Genomic DNA, 17092 nt, shown 5'->3' with positions numbered 1-17092 from the left:
GACAGAGTTCAAGGAGGGAATATATGAGATATCTGGTAACAGGAGGACAGATGAAGCAGGTGGACCGCTACACCATAGAGAATATAGGGATTCCCTCTCTGGTGCTTATGGAACGGGCTGCCCTGGCGGTTACAGAAGAAGTGATAAAGCTTGGACAGAAGACGGACCGGATATTGGTCTTATGCGGAAACGGGAATAACGGAGCGGATGGAGTCGCGGCGGCCAGAATGCTGCATTTAAAAGGATATACGGTATCTGCTCTATTGGCGGCCGGAGGGGAAAAGGGAAGCAGCGAATATTTGACCCAGGTTTCTATAGCAAACCATACAGGCGTCAATCTGGCAGAAATATCTGATCTCATACCAGGTACCTGCGATATTCTCATTGACGCATTTTTCGGCGTGGGGCTGGACCGGGAGATTCTTGGCAGGTATCGGGAAATCATGGAGACAGTACTCCAATGCAGGCCGAAGTTTACGGTGGCAGTGGATATTCCTTCGGGTATTCATTCCGATACGGGACAGATCATGGGGATTGCTTTAAAGGCGGACGTAACCGTTACATTTGGCTATGAAAAGCTGGGGACCATGCTGTATCCGGGAAAGGAATACGGCGGAAGGGTGCTTGTTGCTGACATCGGTTTTCCGGGGGAGAGCTTAGAACGCCTTAATACAGAATATTTCACTCTGGATCCGGGAGATGAGGAACAGCTTCCAAAGCGCCCGGCCTATTCCAATAAAGGCAGCTTTGGAAAAGTTCTTGTGGTGGCAGGGGCTAAAAACATGAGCGGGGCGGCTTATTTAAGCGCTCTGGCCGCTTACAGGACAGGGGCCGGCCTGGTGAAAATTTTTACTGTGGAGGAAAACCGGACCATCCTTCAAGCAGGACTTCCGGAAGCAATCATTACCACCTATGATGTAGGGGAAGCAGAAGCAGGGACAGATGAATTTAAAAAGCTGCTGGTAAAACAGTGTGAGTGGGCTACCGCCATTGTTCTGGGACCGGGGCTTGGGCAGGAAGGCTATGTAAGGAATCTGGTGGAAGAAGTCCTTGCCAATGCCTATGTTCCAATTGTTCTGGATGCAGACGGGCTGAATACGATAGCTTCAAACCCGGAGCTGACAAGCTATTTTACGGAAAATATTATTGTAACTCCTCATTTGGGAGAGATGGCAAGGCTTACGGGAAGCGACTTAAAAACAATACAAAAACAACTGATTGCTGCGGCCAGGGAATACGCGGACCGGTTCGGCATCACCTGCGTGTTAAAGGATGCGGTGACCATTGGGGCATTAAAAGACCAGAGGACCTATATCAATGGAAGCGGCAACAGCGCCATGGCAAAAGCCGGGGCAGGAGATGTGCTGACCGGGATCATAGCCGGGCTTTTAGCTCTGGGTCTGGAAGAGTCGGATGCAGCGGCTTACGGCGTATGGCTTCATGGCCGTGCAGGAGATACGGTAAAAGAGAAACAGGGAGATCACAGCCTTCTTGCCAGGGAACTGGCGGAAGAAATACATTCGATACGGTAGAGGTCAAAATGATGAAATTATACAGCAGAGTTTATGAAACAATTGATTTAGATGCTATCCGGCACAATATGGAGGCCATGAAGGCGAATCTTAAGGAAGGGACCAGGATGATCGGCGTAGTAAAATCTGACGGATACGGCCACGGAGCGGTTCCGGTAGCCTGGGCCATAGATTCCTATGTGTGGGGATATGCGGTGGCCACCGTGGAAGAAGGTGTGATTTTAAGAAAACACGGGATCAGAAAGCCTATTCTGGTTCTGGGAGTTGTGCCATATGATGGATACGGCCTTTTAGTGGAATATGGAATCAGCTCCTCCATATTTCAGCTTAAACGGGCAGAGCGTCTTTCTGCTTTGGCGGAAAAAGCGGGGAAAAAGGCAGTGGTACATCTGGCGCTGGATACGGGTATGAGCAGGATCGGATATCCTGTCACAGAGGAAGCTGCAGAGGAAGCAGTAAAAATCTGCGGCCTTCCTGGAATTGAAGTGGAAGGGCTGTTCACTCATTTTGCAAAGGCAGATGAAAGGGATAAGACAGCCACAGATAAACAGATGGAAAGGTATCAGAAATTCGTGACCATGCTTTCTGACCGGGGGGTGGAGATCCCTGTCCTTCACTGCTCTAACAGTGCCGGAATCCTGGATATACAGCATGCCAACTTTCATGCGGTGCGGGCCGGGATATCCATTTACGGCATTTATCCGTCAGGAGAGGTTGACAGGGACACGGTAAGACTTAAACCGGCAATGGAATTGAAAAGCTTTATTTCTTACGTGAAAAAAATTGAGCCTGGAACTTCCGTAAGCTATGGGGGGACCTTTACCTCTGACCGGGAGATGACAATCGCCACGATTCCCGTAGGATATGGGGACGGCTATCCAAGGAATCTTTCCGGAAAAGGGGAAGTGCTTATAAGGGGACAGCGTGCCAGGATATTAGGGCGTGTGTGCATGGACCAGTTCATGGTGGATGTGACTGGAATAAAGGCCGCAGAAGAAGAGGATGAGGTGGTTTTGATCGGCAGGCAGGGAACGGAAGAGATTACGGTAGAAGACCTTGCCAGGGCCGGTGGGGGCTTTCATTATGAAATTGTCTGCCATATGGGCAAACGGGTCCCCCGGGTCTATATGGAAAACGGCCGGGTCATTGGTATGAAAGATTATTTTGGTGATTGTTACGAAGGGTTTTGCAAGGGCTGATAACATACTCCATGTCCAAAACATATGATAAGGTATGCGGCGGAAAAACTTAAGTGAATACTCGAGTCAAAGAAGGTCAATACTAGACTTAGGTAAGATTCCTAAATAATTGACGGAGTGTGAGAGTGTGATAATCAGACGTGGAGACATTTATTATGCAGACCTAAGACCGGTGGTCGGCTCTGAGCAGGGCGGGATCCGTCCGGTTCTTATTATACAGAACGACATAGGCAATAAGCACAGCCCTACCGTAATCTGTGCAGCAATTACATCAAGAATGAATAAGGCGAAGCTTCCCACCCATGTGGAGCTGGATACCAAAAAGTGCGATATGATTAAGGATTCGGTAATTCTTTTAGAACAGCTTCGCACCATTGATAAACAGAGACTGAAGGAAAAAATCTGTCATATTGACGAAGAGCTACAGCAGGAAGTGGACTGTGCATTAAGGGTGAGCCTGGAACTGGATACATAGTTCACCGGAATCGAACTTCCTTGACGGATTACTGAGAAAATGATATATTTCTAATTAGTTACAAGAAAAAATACGAATGATAATGGACAAAAGGAGTAGATTTTTAGAATGGACGATGGCAATCCGCTTATACGCGTGATTATTTTTATTGCTTTTATCGTGCTGGACGCAATATTCTATGGATTTGGAGCAGCAATCCAAAACGTGAATACAGGCGAACTGGAGCATCAGATGGAGGAGGGTAGTAAAAAGGCCGGTCAGCTGTTACATATTGTAAACAGGCCGACAAGGTTTGTAAATACTATCCAGATCACCACAAATTTAATCGGTATGGTAACCGGGGCTTTTGTTTTGGAGCAGCTGGGAGCAAGGTTAGAGACTGTCCTGACAAGAGACGGGGCTTATGCCAGCCAATGGATATCCCTTATCAGCCTGCTGCTGGTTTCCGTCCTGCTGGTCGTACTTTTGATCAGCTTTGGCATCATTATTCCAAAACGATGTGCGGCAAAAAACCCTGAAAAATGGGGGTATCGGATGCTGCCTGCAGTATCCATCATTATGATACCTGTTATCCCTTTTACCTGGCTGGCAAATGTGGTGGCTTACTTTGTCTTAAAGCTGCTGGGTATTGATATGGCATCAGATAATGAAAACGTTACGGAAGAGGACATCATGTCCATGGTGAATGAAGGCCATGAACAAGGCGTTTTAGAGGCCAGAGAAGCAGAGATGATTACAAACATCTTTGAACTGAATGATAAGGAAGCCGGGGATATTATGACCCACCGAAAGAATCTTGTCGCTTTGGATGGCGAGATCACTCTTCGGGAGGCTGTGAATTTTATATTGAAAGAGGGATTTAATTCCCGTTATCCGATTTATAAAAAGGATGTGGATGATATTATCGGGATCCTTCATATGAAGGATGCTCTTATAGCCGTAGAAAATAAAAGGAATGCGTCCCGTCAGTTGTGGGAGATCGAGGGACTTCTCAGAGAGGCTCATTTCATTCCGGAAACCAGGAACATTGATACCCTGTTTAAGGAAATGCAGTCCAGAAAGATCCATATGGTAATCGTAGTGGATGAATATGGGCAGACGGCGGGTATTGTGACAATGGAAGATATTCTGGAAGAAATCGTGGGCAATATCATGGATGAATATGATGTGGATGAAGAATACATTGTTCCCTCGGACGACGGTTCCTATGTAGTGAGCGGCATGACTCCCCTGGAAGAAGTGGAAAGGGCCTTGAACATTGAATTTGACGAGGAGGATTATGACTCCTATGATACCATAAACGGTCTGCTGATTTCCAGGCTGGACCGGATTCCCCAGGAAGGGGAAGAGACGGAGGTATCCATTCTGGGATATTGTTTCAAAATCCTTCGTGTGGAAAATAAGATCATTCATACCATCCGGGTCCGGAAAGAGGAACCGGAAGAGAAGCAGGAGGATACGGGCCTTAAGAAAATGGAGGTCTATGAGGAAGCTCCGGAGTAAAAAATGTAAAACCTGCACAGCTGCTATTTGTTCCCAGGTAAAAAGGGGAATCGGCGGCTGTGCATTATTTTCTTGCAAGATAATAAAAATAGTGCTAAAATAAAAAAGATGTTGACTTTTTAACTGACAAGCAGCGACAGCTGCTATTCGGTTATGAGCAAGTAGCGAAGCGGATTGCGAATATCCGCTTGACAAATTATAAGGACGAAATAGAGAAAGAAAAGGAGTGTTGGAAACAATGTCAGGACATTCAAAGTTCGCGAATATTAAACACAAAAAAGAGAAAAACGATGCTGCAAAAGGCAAGGTTTTCACTGTCATTGGAAGAGAATTGGCGGTAGCGGTGAAAGAAGGCGGACCAGACCCTGCAAACAATAGCAAGCTCCGTGATATTATCGCAAAGGCGAAGGCCAATAATATGCCCAACGATACCATTGACCGCGGTATTAAAAAAGCAGCCGGCGATGCAGGTTCTGTTAATTATGAAACCATTACATACGAAGGATACGGCCCTAACGGGGTTGCAATCATCGTAGATACGCTGACAGACAATAAGAACCGGACTGCAGCAAACGTAAGAAACGCATTTACCAAAGGCGGCGGCAATGTGGGAACTCCCGGCTGTGTGTCCTTTATGTTTGATAGAAAAGGCCAGATCATCATTGATAAAGAAGAATGTGAAATGGATCCTGATGAGCTGATGCTGATTTCCCTGGAAGCAGGTGCCGAAGATTTTTCTGAGGAAGAGGACAGTTTTGAAGTAATTACCGGACCAGAGGAATTCAGCGGAGTGCGTGAGGCATTGGAGGCGGCAGGCGTTCCCATGGTGGAAGCAGATGTTACCATGATTCCTCAGACATGGGTGGAACTGACGGATGAAGAGTCCATTAAGAAGATGAACCGGATTTTGGATCTTCTGGATGTGGAAGATGACGTACAGGCCACTTACCATAACTGGGAAGAATAAAGTTTATACACAATAATAAAAAAGTGAGGAAAAGCTTTTAGCAGGCTTTCCTCACTTTTTATATTTTAGTCGATTTCCGTTAAATTCCTTACGGATTTTTCGATTTCTCCAACAAGCTCATGGATCCTATGATAGACAGCTCCGGAGCTTTTTGATATATCTCCAAACTCTCTGGCAACCACGGCAAAGCCTACCCCTGCTTCTCCAGCCCTGGCGGCTTCAATGGAGGCGTTGATGGAGAGGATATTTTCCATGGAGGCAACATTTTGGAGATCACGGGTTTTATTTGTCACTTCGCTTAAGGATCTTTGGATATTTCCTATTTCGGAATCAAGAACGTTGTTTCTTTTTTGTGTAAGGGCTTTAATATATTCAAGATTGACCAGCTGGTTTACAATGTTTCCCAGCATTTGGGCGGAAGCCTGGATCATGTGCTCGGACCGGACCGGAATCTTTTTAAGCGCATTCACGTAAGAATCTTCGTTTACGCCGATCTCTCTTGCAATGCTTCGGAATTTTTCTTCCTCAGGTTCTTTGGGGAGTACTTGTCCACCTATGACAGCGCCTACTTTTTCACCGTTAATGATGATGTCGGTGGAAAAGTCCATAAGCCCTGCATGGCAGAAATAGGCCCCGCTTCCTTCCGCATCGCACTTTTGGCACCGTTGGAGACCTTCCTGGCTCCCTCTGGTGTACTTCATACAAAAATCAGAATAATTACTCCCCTTTGTTATGTAATTGCCTTCTGCGTCTATCACAATGGCTGCCAGGCCGGTGGAGTCGGAAAATTGATTCTGAATTTTTTGCAAAGCATTTAGATCAATGAATTTTTTGATGTCAATCATACTCTTTTTGCCGCCCTTTCTGTAGTAAAGTGCTATACAACTTTTATATATAATATTATATAATATTGGAGAGGGAATTACAAGCAAGTAATGGAGCAAAAGATGAAAAGAAATGAATGTACGCCATAAAAGTGGTACGGTGTTAAAAGGAAATGGAAGAGGATTAAGATTATGGATAGCGACCGATTGTACCGGGTAAAAAAAGAAGATGTGGAAAAATTAAAGGAACTGCTGACAGAATGCTTTGCCGGAGATCCGCTTTATTGCAGCCTGATCCCTGACGGAAACACAAGGAGCCGTCTGCTCCCGGAATTATTTGAATGTGATATTGAGGAATTTTTAGAAACTTGTGAAATATATGCCGACAGCCCGGAAATTAACGGGATCCTTGTGGTGGATGATGAATCCCAGCCTTACAATGCCTTTCATTACTATCTGGCAGAAGCAGCCGCCCTTTTAAAGACGGACGGCTATCTGATCAAGGAAAATCCTTCTTTAAAAACATTCTGGAATTTTCTCCAGGGAAGGGATTATTTGAATTCAAGCTGGACGGAACGGCTTGACCAGGAGAAACGGCTGCACATCATTTATCTGGCTGTGCGTCCTGCTGTGCAGCATCATGGAATATCCTCTCTCCTGTTAAGGGAAGCCATTGACTACGCAGACAAGAATAAGCTCATGATTTCCCTGGAAACACACAATGAAAGTAATGTACAGTTTTATGAACATTTCGGCTTCAAGGTCTTCAGTATTGTGGAAAAGCGTTTTCATTTAAAACAATACTGCATGGTCCGGGAAATAAAATAATGCTTAGTATATATAATAGGACAGGCTTTCCGTAATTTGAAAGCCTGCTTTTTTGTATAATGCCATGGCTGGGGCATTTTGGCCGGATACCTGAAGAGAAAGCTTTTTCAGTTTTTCAGAGCCAGGCCGGGAAAAGCAGGTTTCCAAAAGCAGATAAAGGCAGGCGCTGCCAAGCCCCTGGTTCCGTAAATTTTCCGTAATTTCAAACCCGTAAAAATAGACGCTCTGTCCCCTGAAATCCAGATAACAGGAGCCCACGGGGTTGTCCTTTATCAGAAACGTACACAGGGAAGGTCCTTCTTCATCAGAAGCCATAGATAGCGTAAGAGACGGAGAAAAACGGTTGTCTTTAACCAGACCGGTTTTCAAAGAAGAGGAAGCAGAAAGTGCCATTAAATGCTCCTGATACCAAAGGGAGGCTCCTATGGCATGAAGGGTTTGGACAGTATCCTCACAGATCTCCTCCACAGGGAAGACCAGATCACTGTCGTCCGTTTTCTTCAGCAGTTCTTCCAGAAGCATCATGAAATAACCTTTCTGCCTGTTTGGCGGAAGGGTAAAAGCGCAGCATTCATAGTCCCCGTTATCATTAAAAAAAGTGGAAAGGGCGGATAAGAGGCTGGCTTCGTCGTATAATAAGTAAAAGATACAGTCCTCATCCATCGGAAAGGTGAGAGAAATATGGTCATGTTTTCTGCAGGTTTCCTGCAGGCGGTGTAAGTCGCTGATTTGCGTTTTGCTGGGGGTTTTCGTTCGTATTATATTCATGGCTGGACTCCTGGTTCGTTTTCGTATAGTATAGGTTATCTGAACCTGCAGCGCAAGTGAAGATAAAAGGGGCGTTCTGTGCCCCGTCCATCCGATTATGAAAACATCTTTTTGTTTTCATAATATAGGTTATCTGAGCCTGCAAGGCAAGTGAAGATAAAGGGCTGTCTTTTAGACCGCCCATCCGATTATCGGAAGCGTTTTTGGCTTCCGATAATATAATACAATAAAAAAATGTCAAAATTCAATAAAATATTTTCCATATTGCTGATTGTCTCTTTGAAATTTGGGTGATAGAATAAACACAAGTGAAGGAGTTGGAGGGATTTATTTGAAAAAGAGAGAAGAAATACCGGTTTGCGATACCTGGAACCTGGCGGACATCCTGCCGTCTGAGAGTGCATGGGAGGATCTGTTCCGTGAAACAGAACGCTCGCTTTCAGGTTATAAAAGTTATGAAGGACATCTGGCAGATTCTGGCGAGGTGCTTTTTTCCTGTCTGAAGTTTGATGAAGAGGTATCCCTGAAGATAGAAACATTATTCGTATACGGAAAGCAGAAATCCGACGAAGATACGGGCAATGCCAGATATCAGGAATTTGCCTCCAGGGCAAGGTCCCTTTCCTATGAGGCGGCTGAGCTGTCATCATTTTTGATACCGGAAATCCTGGAAATACCGGAGGAAACCCTTGACAGCTACCGGAAATACACGCCGGAGCTTAAACGTTATGACAGGACCTTTGAGATTATTTTAAAGAAGAAGGCCCATACGTTATCAGCCCCTATGGAAGCCCTGCTGGCAAAATCCATGGAAGCCACATCCGCCCCTTCCGAGATCTTTAATATGTTTAACAATGCGGATGTAAAATTTCCTGAAATAATGGATGAAAAAAATCAGCCGGTCAGGATAACCCATGGAAATTATGTTGCCCTTATGGAAAAACAGGACAGAAGGGTGAGAAAGTCCGCGTTTGAGGCTTTGTACAGCGTCTATGGCCAGTTTAACAATACCCTGGCTGCTACTTTTTCTTCCAATGTGAAGCAGGCGGCCTTTTACGCCAAGGCAAGAAATTATTCCTCTGCCAGAGCCCATTCTCTTGGGGAGAATGAGATTCCGGAGGAAGTGTATGATAATCTTATAAAAGCGGTTCATGAGGGGCTGCCAAACCTTCATGGATATGTATCCATCAGAAAGAAGGCTCTTGGGGTAGATGAACTGCATATGTATGACCTTTATGTACCAATGGTTTCAAGGGAAGAACGTAAAATCACCTTTGAGGAAGCCAAGGTCATGGTGCTGGAGGGCCTTAAGCCCCTGGGAGAGGAATACTTGTCTCTTTTAAGAGAAGGCTTCAGCAACCGGTGGATTGATGTGTATGAAAATGAAGGAAAGCGGAGCGGCGCTTATTCCTGGGGAGTTTACGGAAGCCATCCCTATGTGCTCTTAAACTTTAATGGAACTCTTGACAGCGTATTTACTCTGGCCCATGAGATGGGGCATGCCCTCCATAGCTGGTTTTCCGATAAAAACCAGACCTATGTTGACGCAGGATATAAGATTTTTGTGGCGGAGGTAGCTTCTACCTGCAATGAAGCGCTGCTTATCCGTCATCTATTGGAAACCACGTCAGATAAAAAGGAACGGGCTTACCTTGTGAATCATTTTATGGACAGTTTCCGTGGGACGCTTTTCCGGCAGGCAATGTTTGCGGAGTTTGAAGCAGAGACTCATCGTCTGGCAGGGGAAGGAGAGGTGCTCACTGGGTCGGTCCTTTGTAAAATATATCACAGGCTGAATGAGGAGTATTTTGGCCCGGACATGGTGGTTGATCAGGAAATCGATTACGAATGGTCCAGAATCCCGCATTTTTATACACCGTTTTACGTATACCAGTATGCCACAGGGTTTTCGGCTGCCATCGCCATCAGCAGCAGGATTCTTGAGGGGGATGAGAATGCGCTCAAGGGATATTATGAATTTTTAAGCGGCGGAAATTCCATGACTCCCATAGGCTTATTAAAGCTGTGCGGCGTTGACATGGGGACGGCTGAACCGGTAAAGGACGCACTCCAGGTATTTGCCGGGCTTTTGGAAGAAATGAGCCGGCTTATTTAAGTCCGGTTGCCGGATAGAGGAGAGGGGAGCAGGTATGAATCTGTATCAGATGATATTTAAAAGAAGATCGATCAGAAAATTTAAGAAAGAAGAAGTCCCGGAACAGCTGTTAAAGGACATTCTTTATTTTGGGGAAAATATACCAAGGCTGTACGGGGATATTCAGATTAAGCTGGGAATAAGTGAAAATATGGAAGAGCATTTGCCTGTTAAGGGACTGTGGAAGGTGGAGGCTCCTTATTATCTGGTGTTTTACTCCGAGGAGAAGGAGGGATATCTGGCAAACGCAGGATATGTGCTGGAGCATGTTCTTTTATATATGACAGGAAAAGGGCTTGGTACCTGTTATCTGGGGAACACCAAGGTTCCGGAGTCCGCTCCGCCAGGGTTAAAGCAGGTAATCGTAGTTGCCTTTGGATATCCCAAAACCCTGCTTTACCGTGATCCTGCAACGGCGAAACGGCTTCCTTTAAAGGAATTATGCGTGTTTAAGGAAGAAGCAGGAGAATCCTTAAAGAATATATTAAAGGCTGTCCGCCTTGCTCCGTCGGCCATGAATACCCAGCCCTGGCGTTTTATTGTTTATCGTGATAAAATCTATGTATTTTCCTGCAGGGAATTCCTGCCGTCATCTTCTTTTGTGTCCATGCGGGGAATCTGCATGGGGATCATGCTTGCTCATTTGACTATTGCTGCAGAAGAAATGTGGATGAATGTTAAGCTGGAAGCAGAGGAAACCATGGAGAAAAAGTCTTATAAAAGTGGGGCATATGTAACTACGGCATTTTTGAAAGAGTATAAAGGCTGATAAGATCGATCTGCTGGTACAGAAAGAAAGGGAAGACCCTGAAAATGGGGGTCTTCCCTTTTTATTTATTCCGTATTTTTCAAGGTATTTTACTCAATGGTAATATAGTGATTTTCCTCGATCTGCTTAGGAGTTTCTTTTGGAACAACCAGCTTCAGGATGCCGTTTTCAAAGGATGCCCTGACATCTTCCTGTTTCAGGCCGGAACCCACATAAAAGCTTCTTTTTACAGCACCGCTGTAACGCTCTCTGCGGATAAAGTTTTTCTGATTTTTTACTTCATTTTCGGAAACAGTTTCCGCGTAAATAGTCAGATATCCTTCTTTTAATTCGGCTCGCACTTCTTCTTTTTTATAGCCAGGAAGCTCGATTTCAATGACATAGTCGTTTCCCTTGTCTTCAATGTCGGTTTTCATCAGGGACTGCCTGTCATGATATGCATCCGTAAAAAATGGATCATTGAAAAATTCATCAAATAAGTTATTTCTTTTGGTTAATAACATAAAAGATTCCTCCTTTTTGGTAATATATTTGTCACCGGCTACCCGGTGCATTTCTATTTGTTATACATGTAATATAACACACGTTATCAGCACTGTCAAGAGGTGAGTGCTAATTAGTTTGTAAAAATTCTGTGAAGTCCTGAATTTACGGTTTCACATAAACAAGTGTTGACTTTTACAAACAAATTAATCTGTCATTGAATGTATTGGCCGGAAATGGTAGAATATCCATGTTTGTTAAAAAGAAAGTTGAGGAATATTATTCATGAAACGGGAAATCGATTGGAAAGAGATCTCAGATGGAAAATTATACGGCTTAAACGATATGGTAAAGGCTGATTGCGGCGATTGCAAGGGCTGTTTTGCCTGCTGTCAGGGGATGGGGCAGTCGGTTATCCTGGATCCCCTTGACTGTTTCCGGCTGACGGAAAATCTCCGTTGTACCCTGGAGGCACTGCTTGCAGATAAGCTGGAACTAAATGTGGTGGATGGAATCGTACTGCCTAACTTAAAAATGGGAGGAAAAGAGGAAAGGTGCGGTTTTTTAAACCAGGAAGGGCGATGCGGGATTCATAGCTTCCGCCCTGGAATCTGCCGTCTGTTCCCATTGGGGCGGATCTATGATGAACAGGGGTTTCAATATTTTCTCCAGGTGCATGAGTGCAGAAGGGAAAACAGGGCAAAGGTCAAGGTGCGTAAATGGATTGATACCCCTGATGCAAAGCGGTATGAGAAATACGTGTCAGACTGGCATTTCTTTTTAAAACGGCTGGAAAGGAAAATGGAAGAAGATGGGGATCAGGCGTTGGCAAATAAGATCAGCATGTATGTTTTAAAGCAGTTTTATCTTACGCCCTATGACAGGGACCAGGATTTTTTCGATCAGTTTGGCAAAAGGCTTGAAGCCAGTTCTTTCTTATGATAGAATTGGTAAGAATAGAGAAAAATAAGGGCGAAGAGATCCAAGGAGGAAGCTATGATCAGGCAGTTAATAAACAAAATTCAAAAAACAAAGGCCCCAATCTGTGTAGGTTTGGACCCCATGTTAAACTATATACCAGAGCATGTTACAAAGAAGGCATTTGAAGAATTCGGTGAAACCTTAGAAGGTGCTGCGGAAGCTATTTGGCAGTTCAATAAAGAAATTATTGATCATGTATATGATCTGATTCCATCCGTTAAGCCTCAGATTGCCATGTACGAACAGTTTGGCATCGAAGGCCTGAAAGCGTATACAAAGACTGTGAACTATTGCCAGGAAAAGGGGCTTTTCGTCATTGGAGATGCTAAGAGAGGAGATATTGGTTCCACATCAGCCGCTTATGCTACTGCGCACATCGGTAAGGTGAAGATTGGAAACCAAAGCTTTTCTGCTTTCGGTACAGATTTCCTTACGGTCAATCCATATTTGGGGACCGATGGCGTGAAGCCCTTTGTGGATGTATGCAGGGAAGAAGACAAGGGCCTTTTCGTTCTTGTGAAAACCTCCAATCCTTCCAGCGGTGAATTCCAGGATCAGCTGATTGACGGAAGGCCGCTGTATGAACTGGTTGCAGAAAAGGTCGTGGAATGGGGAGCAGAATGCATGGATGGCACTTACAGCAATGTGGGAGCTGTTGTGGGGGCCACCTACCCGGAGATGAGCAGGATTCTCCGCAGGCTGATGCCAAACACCTATTTCCTGGTGCCAGGATACGGCGCCCAGGGAGGAACGGCAGAGGATTTAAAGCCCTGCTTTAACGAGGACGGCCTGGGAGCTATTGTAAATTCCTCCAGGGGAATTATTGCAGCCTATAAATCTGAAAGCTACGCCCGGTTTGGCGGAGAGCATTTCGGTGAAGCCTCCAGACAGGCGGTTATTGATATGGTTTCCGATATCAACAGGGTATTATAGGGGGATCGCATGGCAAAGGTAAAGGAAATTGCAGTGGTTGCCAGCCAGACACGGCTCGGAGATGATGTATACAGCATGTGGATTAAGACAGAGGAAATCGCTGCCCAGGCAGAACCGGGACAGTTTGTTGACCTATATACAAAGGATGGGGCAAAGCTTTTGCCCCGCCCCATCAGTATTTGTGAGACTGATAAGAAGAAGGGGCTTTTACGGCTGGTGTACCGGGTTGTGGGGGAAGGAACGGAAGAGTTCTCCCATTACAGGGAAGGTGATTCCGTTGAGGTCATGGGACCTCTTGGCAATGGATTTCCCCTTGAAGCCGGCGGAAAAGGGAAAAAGGCATTTTTGATCGGCGGCGGAATTGGAATTCCTCCCATGCTGGAGCTGGCAAAGCATTTGCCCTGCGAGAAACAGGTGGTGCTTGGATACCGGGATGCCCTGTTTTTAAATGAAGAATTTCACCCATATGGAGATACTTATATTGCCACAGAGGACGGAAGCACCGGAACTAAGGGTAATGTTTTAGATGCCATCCGGGAAAACGGCTTAAAGGGCGATGTGATTTTTGCCTGCGGTCCTACTCCCATGCTAAAGGCTCTTAAGGCCTATGCCTTTGAAAATGAAATGGAATGTTATCTTTCCCTGGAGGAAAAGATGGCCTGCGGCATTGGAGCCTGTCTTGCCTGCGTATGCAAAAGCAAGTCAGTGGACGAGCATTCCATGGTTCACAATAAGCGTATCTGCAAGGATGGTCCGGTATTTAAGGCTGAGGAGGTAGAATTTTAGATGAATACGAAAGTAAATCTGGCCGGAGTGGAGCTTAAGAATCCGGTTATGACTGCTTCCGGCACCTTTGGTTCCGGTGAGGAATACAGCGAGATGATTGATTTAAATCATTTGGGCGCGGTGGTTACAAAAGGTGTGGCTAATGTGCCGTGGCCCGGTAACCCGACACCCAGAATCGCGGAAACCTACGGAGGCATGATCAATGCCATCGGCCTTCAGAATCCTGGAATGGAAGTTTTTATTAAGAGAGATATTCCGTTTTTAAAGAAGTATGATACGAAAATCATTGTCAATGTGTGCGGAAAGACCACAGAAGATTATATTGAAGTTGTGGAGCGGCTGGCAGATGAGCCGGTGGATATGCTGGAGATCAACATTTCCTGCCCCAATGTAAAAGAGGGAGGAATCGCCTTTGGGCAGGATCCCAAAGCGGTTGAAGCCATAACAAGGGAAGTTAAAAGGTATGCAAAGCAGCCGGTCATCATGAAGCTGAGCCCCAACGTGACGGATATTGGGGTAATGGCAAAGGCGGCTGAGGCCGGAGGCGCAGATGTGCTCTCCCTCATTAACACCTTGACCGGTATGAAAATCGATATTAACCGCCGCACCTTTGCTGTCGCCAATAAAACGGGAGGATTGTCAGGCCCTGCTATTAAGCCCATTGCAGTGCGCATGGTATATCAGGCTGCCAATGCGGTGAAGCTTCCTATAATCGGCATGGGCGGAATCATGAATGCTGAGGATGCCATGGAATTTATTCTTGCAGGGGCTACGGCTGTTTCCGTGGGAACAGCCAATTTCCGGAATCCTTATGCTGCGGAAGAGGTAGTTAAGGGCATAGAGGATTATATGAAGAAATATCATGTAGAGGATATCAGGGAACTGATTGGAGCTGTACGGTAAGAGGCACTATTTTGGATAGAGAGGATAAAAAAATGGAACAGTATAAGCAGGAATTTATTGAATTTATGGTAGACAGCAATGTCCTTAAATTTGGCGACTTCACACTGAAAAGTGGAAGAAAGTCCCCATTTTTTATGAATGCAGGTTCCTATGTGACAGGAGCGCAGCTAAAAAAACTGGGAGAATACTATGCAAAGGCCATCCACGATAATTTTGGGGATGATTTTGATGTTCTGTTTGGGCCGGCTTATAAGGGTATCCCCTTAAGCGTAGCAACTGCCATCGCTTTTCATGAGCTGTACGGAAAGGAAATCAAGTACTGTTCAAACAGAAAAGAGGAGAAGGATCATGGCGGTGATGCAGGTATCCTCCTCGGAAGCCCCATAAAGGATGGAGACCGGGTGGTGATTATAGAGGATGTAACGACCTCCGGAAAATCCATTGAAGAGACTTTCCCCATTATCAAGGCCCAGGGAGATGTGGAGATTTTAGGCCTTATGGTTTCCTTAAACCGCATGGAAAAGGGAAAAGGGGACAAGGGAGCTTTGGATGAAATCCAGGAGAAGTATGGATTTAAAGCAGCAGCCATCGTTTCCATGGCAGAAGTCATTGAATATCTGCATAACAGGGAGTATAATGGAAAAGTTATTATTGATGATGGTATAAAAGAGGCCATTGACGCTTATTACGAAATCTATGGCGTAAAATAATCCCTTTCAGGGACACCTTTATGCCCGAAACGCGTGGGCGGGAATAAGGAAATACCCTGCGGGTATCCCTTTATGCCCAAGAAGCATGGGCAGGAATAAGGAAACACCCTGCGGGTATACCTTAATGTCCAAGAAGCATGGGCTGAAAGAGGAAAGGAGAGCTTGGTATGGAGAGAGTTTATAAAACTATGAGAAATATAGGCGCTTTAAGTATTGGTGTTGGAATTGTAATGACCGTTATAGGAATTGCCGCCGGGACCATATCAATTATAAATGGAGCGTTTTTGCTGAAGAGAAAATCTGAAATTACATTTTAACTGATATTATAGGAGAGGATGCTGGTGGAAAGGTGTGGCTTATAAGCAGCCTCTCTCTTTTTGGCGCGAGTAATGAGCGGAATGAATATGCTTGCATATTCATTGGGCGAATACCGCGGCAGCTAAGGAAAACCTGTTTTCCATAGCACCGCATATAGATGGAGCTGTTATGATTAGAAATGCGACAAAACGGCAGAAGATGGGTTGGGTAATCTTTATAGTTTACCTGATCTTTTTGGCATACTTTTTATTTTTTTCCGATTATTTCGGCAGGGGGAGCCGGGTCCAGCAGGAATATGCATACAACTTAACCCCGTTTAAGGAAATACGGCGTTTTATTATATACCGCCATGTGGTCGGCCTGGAATCCTTTCTGCTGAATATTGTGGGAAATATTGTTGGCTTTATGCCCTGCGGCTTCTTTCTTCCGGTCATCAGCCGCAGGAGCCGCCACTGGTTTAATACAATGCTTTTAAGCTTTCTGTTCAGCTTAAGCATTGAAACCACCCAGCTTATTTTCAAGGTGGGATGCTTTGATGTAGATGACATGTTATTGAATACACTGGGAGGTATCCTTGGATACATCCTGTATAAAATCATTCAGCATACAAGAGTGAGAATGAGGAGGAAAAGGCGTGCAAAAGCAGAAAAGAGTGTCCTACATTAGAAAGCCCTTTGCAAAAAGAAGCTTTCTGTCCCTGGGACTTGCGATCGGGGCACTTATACTTGGAATCATTGGAATCGTCAGCTCCGTAATGGCTGAAGGGCAGGCGCAGCTTAATGTGGCAGCTGTCTGCTTCTGCAGCCTGTTGATTTCACTTTTTTCACTGGTTTATGGTGTTCTTTCTTTCTTTGAAAAGGAAAAAAAATACATACTGTCTAAAATAGGAATGGGGATCAGTCTGGGCCTTATCATTCTTTGGACAGTGCTTATCATTATAGGAATAAAGGGGTAAAGA

Annotated in this window: 19 protein-coding genes; 16 read left to right on the top strand and 3 right to left on the bottom strand. The window is 45.1% G+C overall.

Features of this window, described 5'->3' with window-relative positions:
* Positions 1-23: 23 nt before the first annotated feature.
* From ABFV83_RS09445 to ABFV83_RS09425, 5 genes are all read left to right on the top strand, one after another.
* Positions 24-1532, top strand: a complete 1509-nt coding sequence (locus ABFV83_RS09445) for an NAD(P)H-hydrate dehydratase (RefSeq protein ID WP_349948611.1) — start codon at positions 24-26, stop codon at positions 1530-1532.
* Positions 1533-1543: 11 nt separating this feature from the next.
* On the top strand, positions 1544-2731 hold the full coding sequence (gene alr / locus ABFV83_RS09440) for an alanine racemase (RefSeq protein WP_349948905.1): 1188 nt from the start codon (positions 1544-1546) through the stop codon (positions 2729-2731).
* A 127-nt stretch (positions 2732-2858) separates the two neighbouring features.
* On the top strand, positions 2859-3206 hold the full coding sequence (locus ABFV83_RS09435) for a type II toxin-antitoxin system PemK/MazF family toxin (RefSeq protein ID WP_054740115.1): 348 nt from the start codon (positions 2859-2861) through the stop codon (positions 3204-3206).
* Positions 3207-3314: 108 nt separating this feature from the next.
* The gene (locus tag ABFV83_RS09430) at positions 3315-4709 is read left to right on the top strand and encodes a hemolysin family protein (RefSeq protein ID WP_349948610.1); all 1395 of its coding nucleotides are present in this window, start codon (positions 3315-3317) and stop codon (positions 4707-4709) included.
* A gap of 238 nt (positions 4710-4947) precedes the next feature.
* A complete protein-coding gene (locus ABFV83_RS09425) occupies positions 4948-5676 on the top strand; it encodes a YebC/PmpR family DNA-binding transcriptional regulator (RefSeq protein ID WP_349948609.1) in 729 nt (242 codons plus the stop codon).
* A gap of 65 nt (positions 5677-5741) precedes the next feature.
* On the opposite strand, the gene ABFV83_RS09420 is transcribed toward ABFV83_RS09425, so the two are convergent.
* Positions 5742-6521: a PocR ligand-binding domain-containing protein gene (locus ABFV83_RS09420; RefSeq protein WP_349948608.1), complete on the bottom strand. Its 780-nt coding sequence runs from the start codon at positions 6519-6521 to the stop codon at positions 5742-5744.
* Positions 6522-6692: 171 nt separating this feature from the next.
* Between ABFV83_RS09420 and ABFV83_RS09415 the strand changes: the two genes are divergently transcribed.
* Positions 6693-7328: a GNAT family N-acetyltransferase gene (locus tag ABFV83_RS09415; protein WP_349948607.1), complete on the top strand. Its 636-nt coding sequence runs from the start codon at positions 6693-6695 to the stop codon at positions 7326-7328.
* A gap of 3 nt (positions 7329-7331) precedes the next feature.
* Here the strand turns inward: ABFV83_RS09415 and ABFV83_RS09410 are convergent, their stop codons facing one another.
* The gene (locus tag ABFV83_RS09410; protein ID WP_349948606.1) at positions 7332-8096 is read right to left on the bottom strand and encodes a GNAT family N-acetyltransferase; all 765 of its coding nucleotides are present in this window, start codon (positions 8094-8096) and stop codon (positions 7332-7334) included.
* 331 nt (positions 8097-8427) lie between these two features.
* On the opposite strand from ABFV83_RS09410, the gene pepF reads away from it, so the two are divergent.
* Both pepF and ABFV83_RS09400 read left to right on the top strand, forming a co-directional pair.
* Positions 8428-10212 (top strand): oligoendopeptidase F, encoded by a 1785-nt coding sequence (gene pepF / locus ABFV83_RS09405; RefSeq protein WP_349948605.1) that lies wholly within the window; start codon positions 8428-8430, stop codon positions 10210-10212.
* A 34-nt stretch (positions 10213-10246) separates the two neighbouring features.
* Positions 10247-11020, top strand: coding sequence for a nitroreductase family protein (locus ABFV83_RS09400; RefSeq protein WP_349948604.1), 774 nt, complete (start codon positions 10247-10249; stop codon positions 11018-11020).
* Between the two features lie 89 nt (positions 11021-11109).
* Here ABFV83_RS09400 and ABFV83_RS09395 read toward each other — a convergent pair whose 3' ends face one another.
* Positions 11110-11523, bottom strand: a complete 414-nt coding sequence (locus tag ABFV83_RS09395; protein ID WP_349948603.1) for an Hsp20/alpha crystallin family protein — start codon at positions 11521-11523, stop codon at positions 11110-11112.
* Between the two features lie 265 nt (positions 11524-11788).
* Between ABFV83_RS09395 and ABFV83_RS09390 the strand changes: the two genes are divergently transcribed.
* The 8 genes from ABFV83_RS09390 (at position 11789) to ABFV83_RS09355 (ending at position 17089) form a co-directional block, all read left to right on the top strand.
* Complete coding sequence (locus ABFV83_RS09390; RefSeq protein ID WP_349948602.1) at positions 11789-12445, top strand: YkgJ family cysteine cluster protein; 657 nt, start codon at positions 11789-11791, stop codon at positions 12443-12445.
* A 54-nt stretch (positions 12446-12499) separates the two neighbouring features.
* On the top strand, positions 12500-13417 hold the full coding sequence (gene pyrF, locus ABFV83_RS09385) for an orotidine-5'-phosphate decarboxylase (protein WP_349948601.1): 918 nt from the start codon (positions 12500-12502) through the stop codon (positions 13415-13417).
* A 9-nt stretch (positions 13418-13426) separates the two neighbouring features.
* Entirely contained in the window at positions 13427-14203 is a 777-nt protein-coding gene (locus ABFV83_RS09380; RefSeq protein WP_349948600.1) for a dihydroorotate dehydrogenase electron transfer subunit, read from the top strand.
* A complete protein-coding gene (locus ABFV83_RS09375; RefSeq protein ID WP_349948599.1) occupies positions 14204-15106 on the top strand; it encodes a dihydroorotate dehydrogenase in 903 nt (300 codons plus the stop codon). It abuts the gene before it with no gap.
* Between the two features lie 32 nt (positions 15107-15138).
* Positions 15139-15816 carry an orotate phosphoribosyltransferase gene (gene pyrE, locus ABFV83_RS09370; protein WP_349948598.1) on the top strand — a complete coding sequence of 226 codons (678 nt, stop codon included), beginning with the start codon at positions 15139-15141 and terminating at the stop codon, positions 15814-15816.
* A 167-nt stretch (positions 15817-15983) separates the two neighbouring features.
* Complete coding sequence (locus tag ABFV83_RS09365) at positions 15984-16133, top strand: hypothetical protein (RefSeq protein WP_054740123.1); 150 nt, start codon at positions 15984-15986, stop codon at positions 16131-16133.
* A 169-nt stretch (positions 16134-16302) separates the two neighbouring features.
* Entirely contained in the window at positions 16303-16800 is a 498-nt protein-coding gene (locus tag ABFV83_RS09360; RefSeq protein WP_349948597.1) for a VanZ family protein, read from the top strand.
* Complete coding sequence (locus ABFV83_RS09355) at positions 16769-17089, top strand: calcium:proton exchanger (RefSeq protein WP_349948596.1); 321 nt, start codon at positions 16769-16771, stop codon at positions 17087-17089. Before ABFV83_RS09360 ends, ABFV83_RS09355 begins: the two co-directional genes overlap by 32 nt.
* The last annotated feature ends 3 nt before the right edge of the window (positions 17090-17092 follow it).

It is taken from the genome of Lacrimispora sp. BS-2 (assembly GCF_040207125.1).
Taxonomy (GTDB): Bacteria; Bacillota; Clostridia; order Lachnospirales; family Lachnospiraceae; genus Lacrimispora.
Note: the sequence above shows the minus strand (reverse complement) of the source record. Positions and strands in the feature narration are given on the sequence as shown.

Bases quoted from the DNA above. Each gene is read 5' to 3' on its own strand.
- ABFV83_RS09445 (WP_349948611.1), top strand. From the start codon at position 24: ATGAGATATCTGGTAACAGGAGGACAGATGAAGCAGGTGGACCGCTAC.
- alr (WP_349948905.1), top strand. From the start codon at position 1,544: ATGAAATTATACAGCAGAGTTTATGAAACAATTGATTTAGATGCTATC.
- ABFV83_RS09430 (WP_349948610.1), top strand. From the start codon at position 3,315: ATGGACGATGGCAATCCGCTTATACGCGTGATTATTTTTATTGCTTTT.
- ABFV83_RS09425 (WP_349948609.1), top strand. From the start codon at position 4,948: ATGTCAGGACATTCAAAGTTCGCGAATATTAAACACAAAAAAGAGAAA.
- ABFV83_RS09420 (WP_349948608.1), bottom strand. From the start codon at position 6,521: ATGATTGACATCAAAAAATTCATTGATCTAAATGCTTTGCAAAAAATT.
- ABFV83_RS09415 (WP_349948607.1), top strand. From the start codon at position 6,693: ATGGATAGCGACCGATTGTACCGGGTAAAAAAAGAAGATGTGGAAAAA.
- ABFV83_RS09410 (WP_349948606.1), bottom strand. From the start codon at position 8,096: ATGAATATAATACGAACGAAAACCCCCAGCAAAACGCAAATCAGCGAC.
- ABFV83_RS09400 (WP_349948604.1), top strand. From the start codon at position 10,247: ATGAATCTGTATCAGATGATATTTAAAAGAAGATCGATCAGAAAATTT.
- ABFV83_RS09395 (WP_349948603.1), bottom strand. From the start codon at position 11,523: ATGTTATTAACCAAAAGAAATAACTTATTTGATGAATTTTTCAATGAT.
- ABFV83_RS09390 (WP_349948602.1), top strand. From the start codon at position 11,789: ATGAAACGGGAAATCGATTGGAAAGAGATCTCAGATGGAAAATTATAC.
- pyrF (WP_349948601.1), top strand. From the start codon at position 12,500: ATGATCAGGCAGTTAATAAACAAAATTCAAAAAACAAAGGCCCCAATC.
- ABFV83_RS09380 (WP_349948600.1), top strand. From the start codon at position 13,427: ATGGCAAAGGTAAAGGAAATTGCAGTGGTTGCCAGCCAGACACGGCTC.
- ABFV83_RS09375 (WP_349948599.1), top strand. From the start codon at position 14,204: ATGAATACGAAAGTAAATCTGGCCGGAGTGGAGCTTAAGAATCCGGTT.
- pyrE (WP_349948598.1), top strand. From the start codon at position 15,139: ATGGAACAGTATAAGCAGGAATTTATTGAATTTATGGTAGACAGCAAT.
- ABFV83_RS09365 (WP_054740123.1), top strand. From the start codon at position 15,984: ATGGAGAGAGTTTATAAAACTATGAGAAATATAGGCGCTTTAAGTATT.
- ABFV83_RS09360 (WP_349948597.1), top strand. From the start codon at position 16,303: ATGATTAGAAATGCGACAAAACGGCAGAAGATGGGTTGGGTAATCTTT.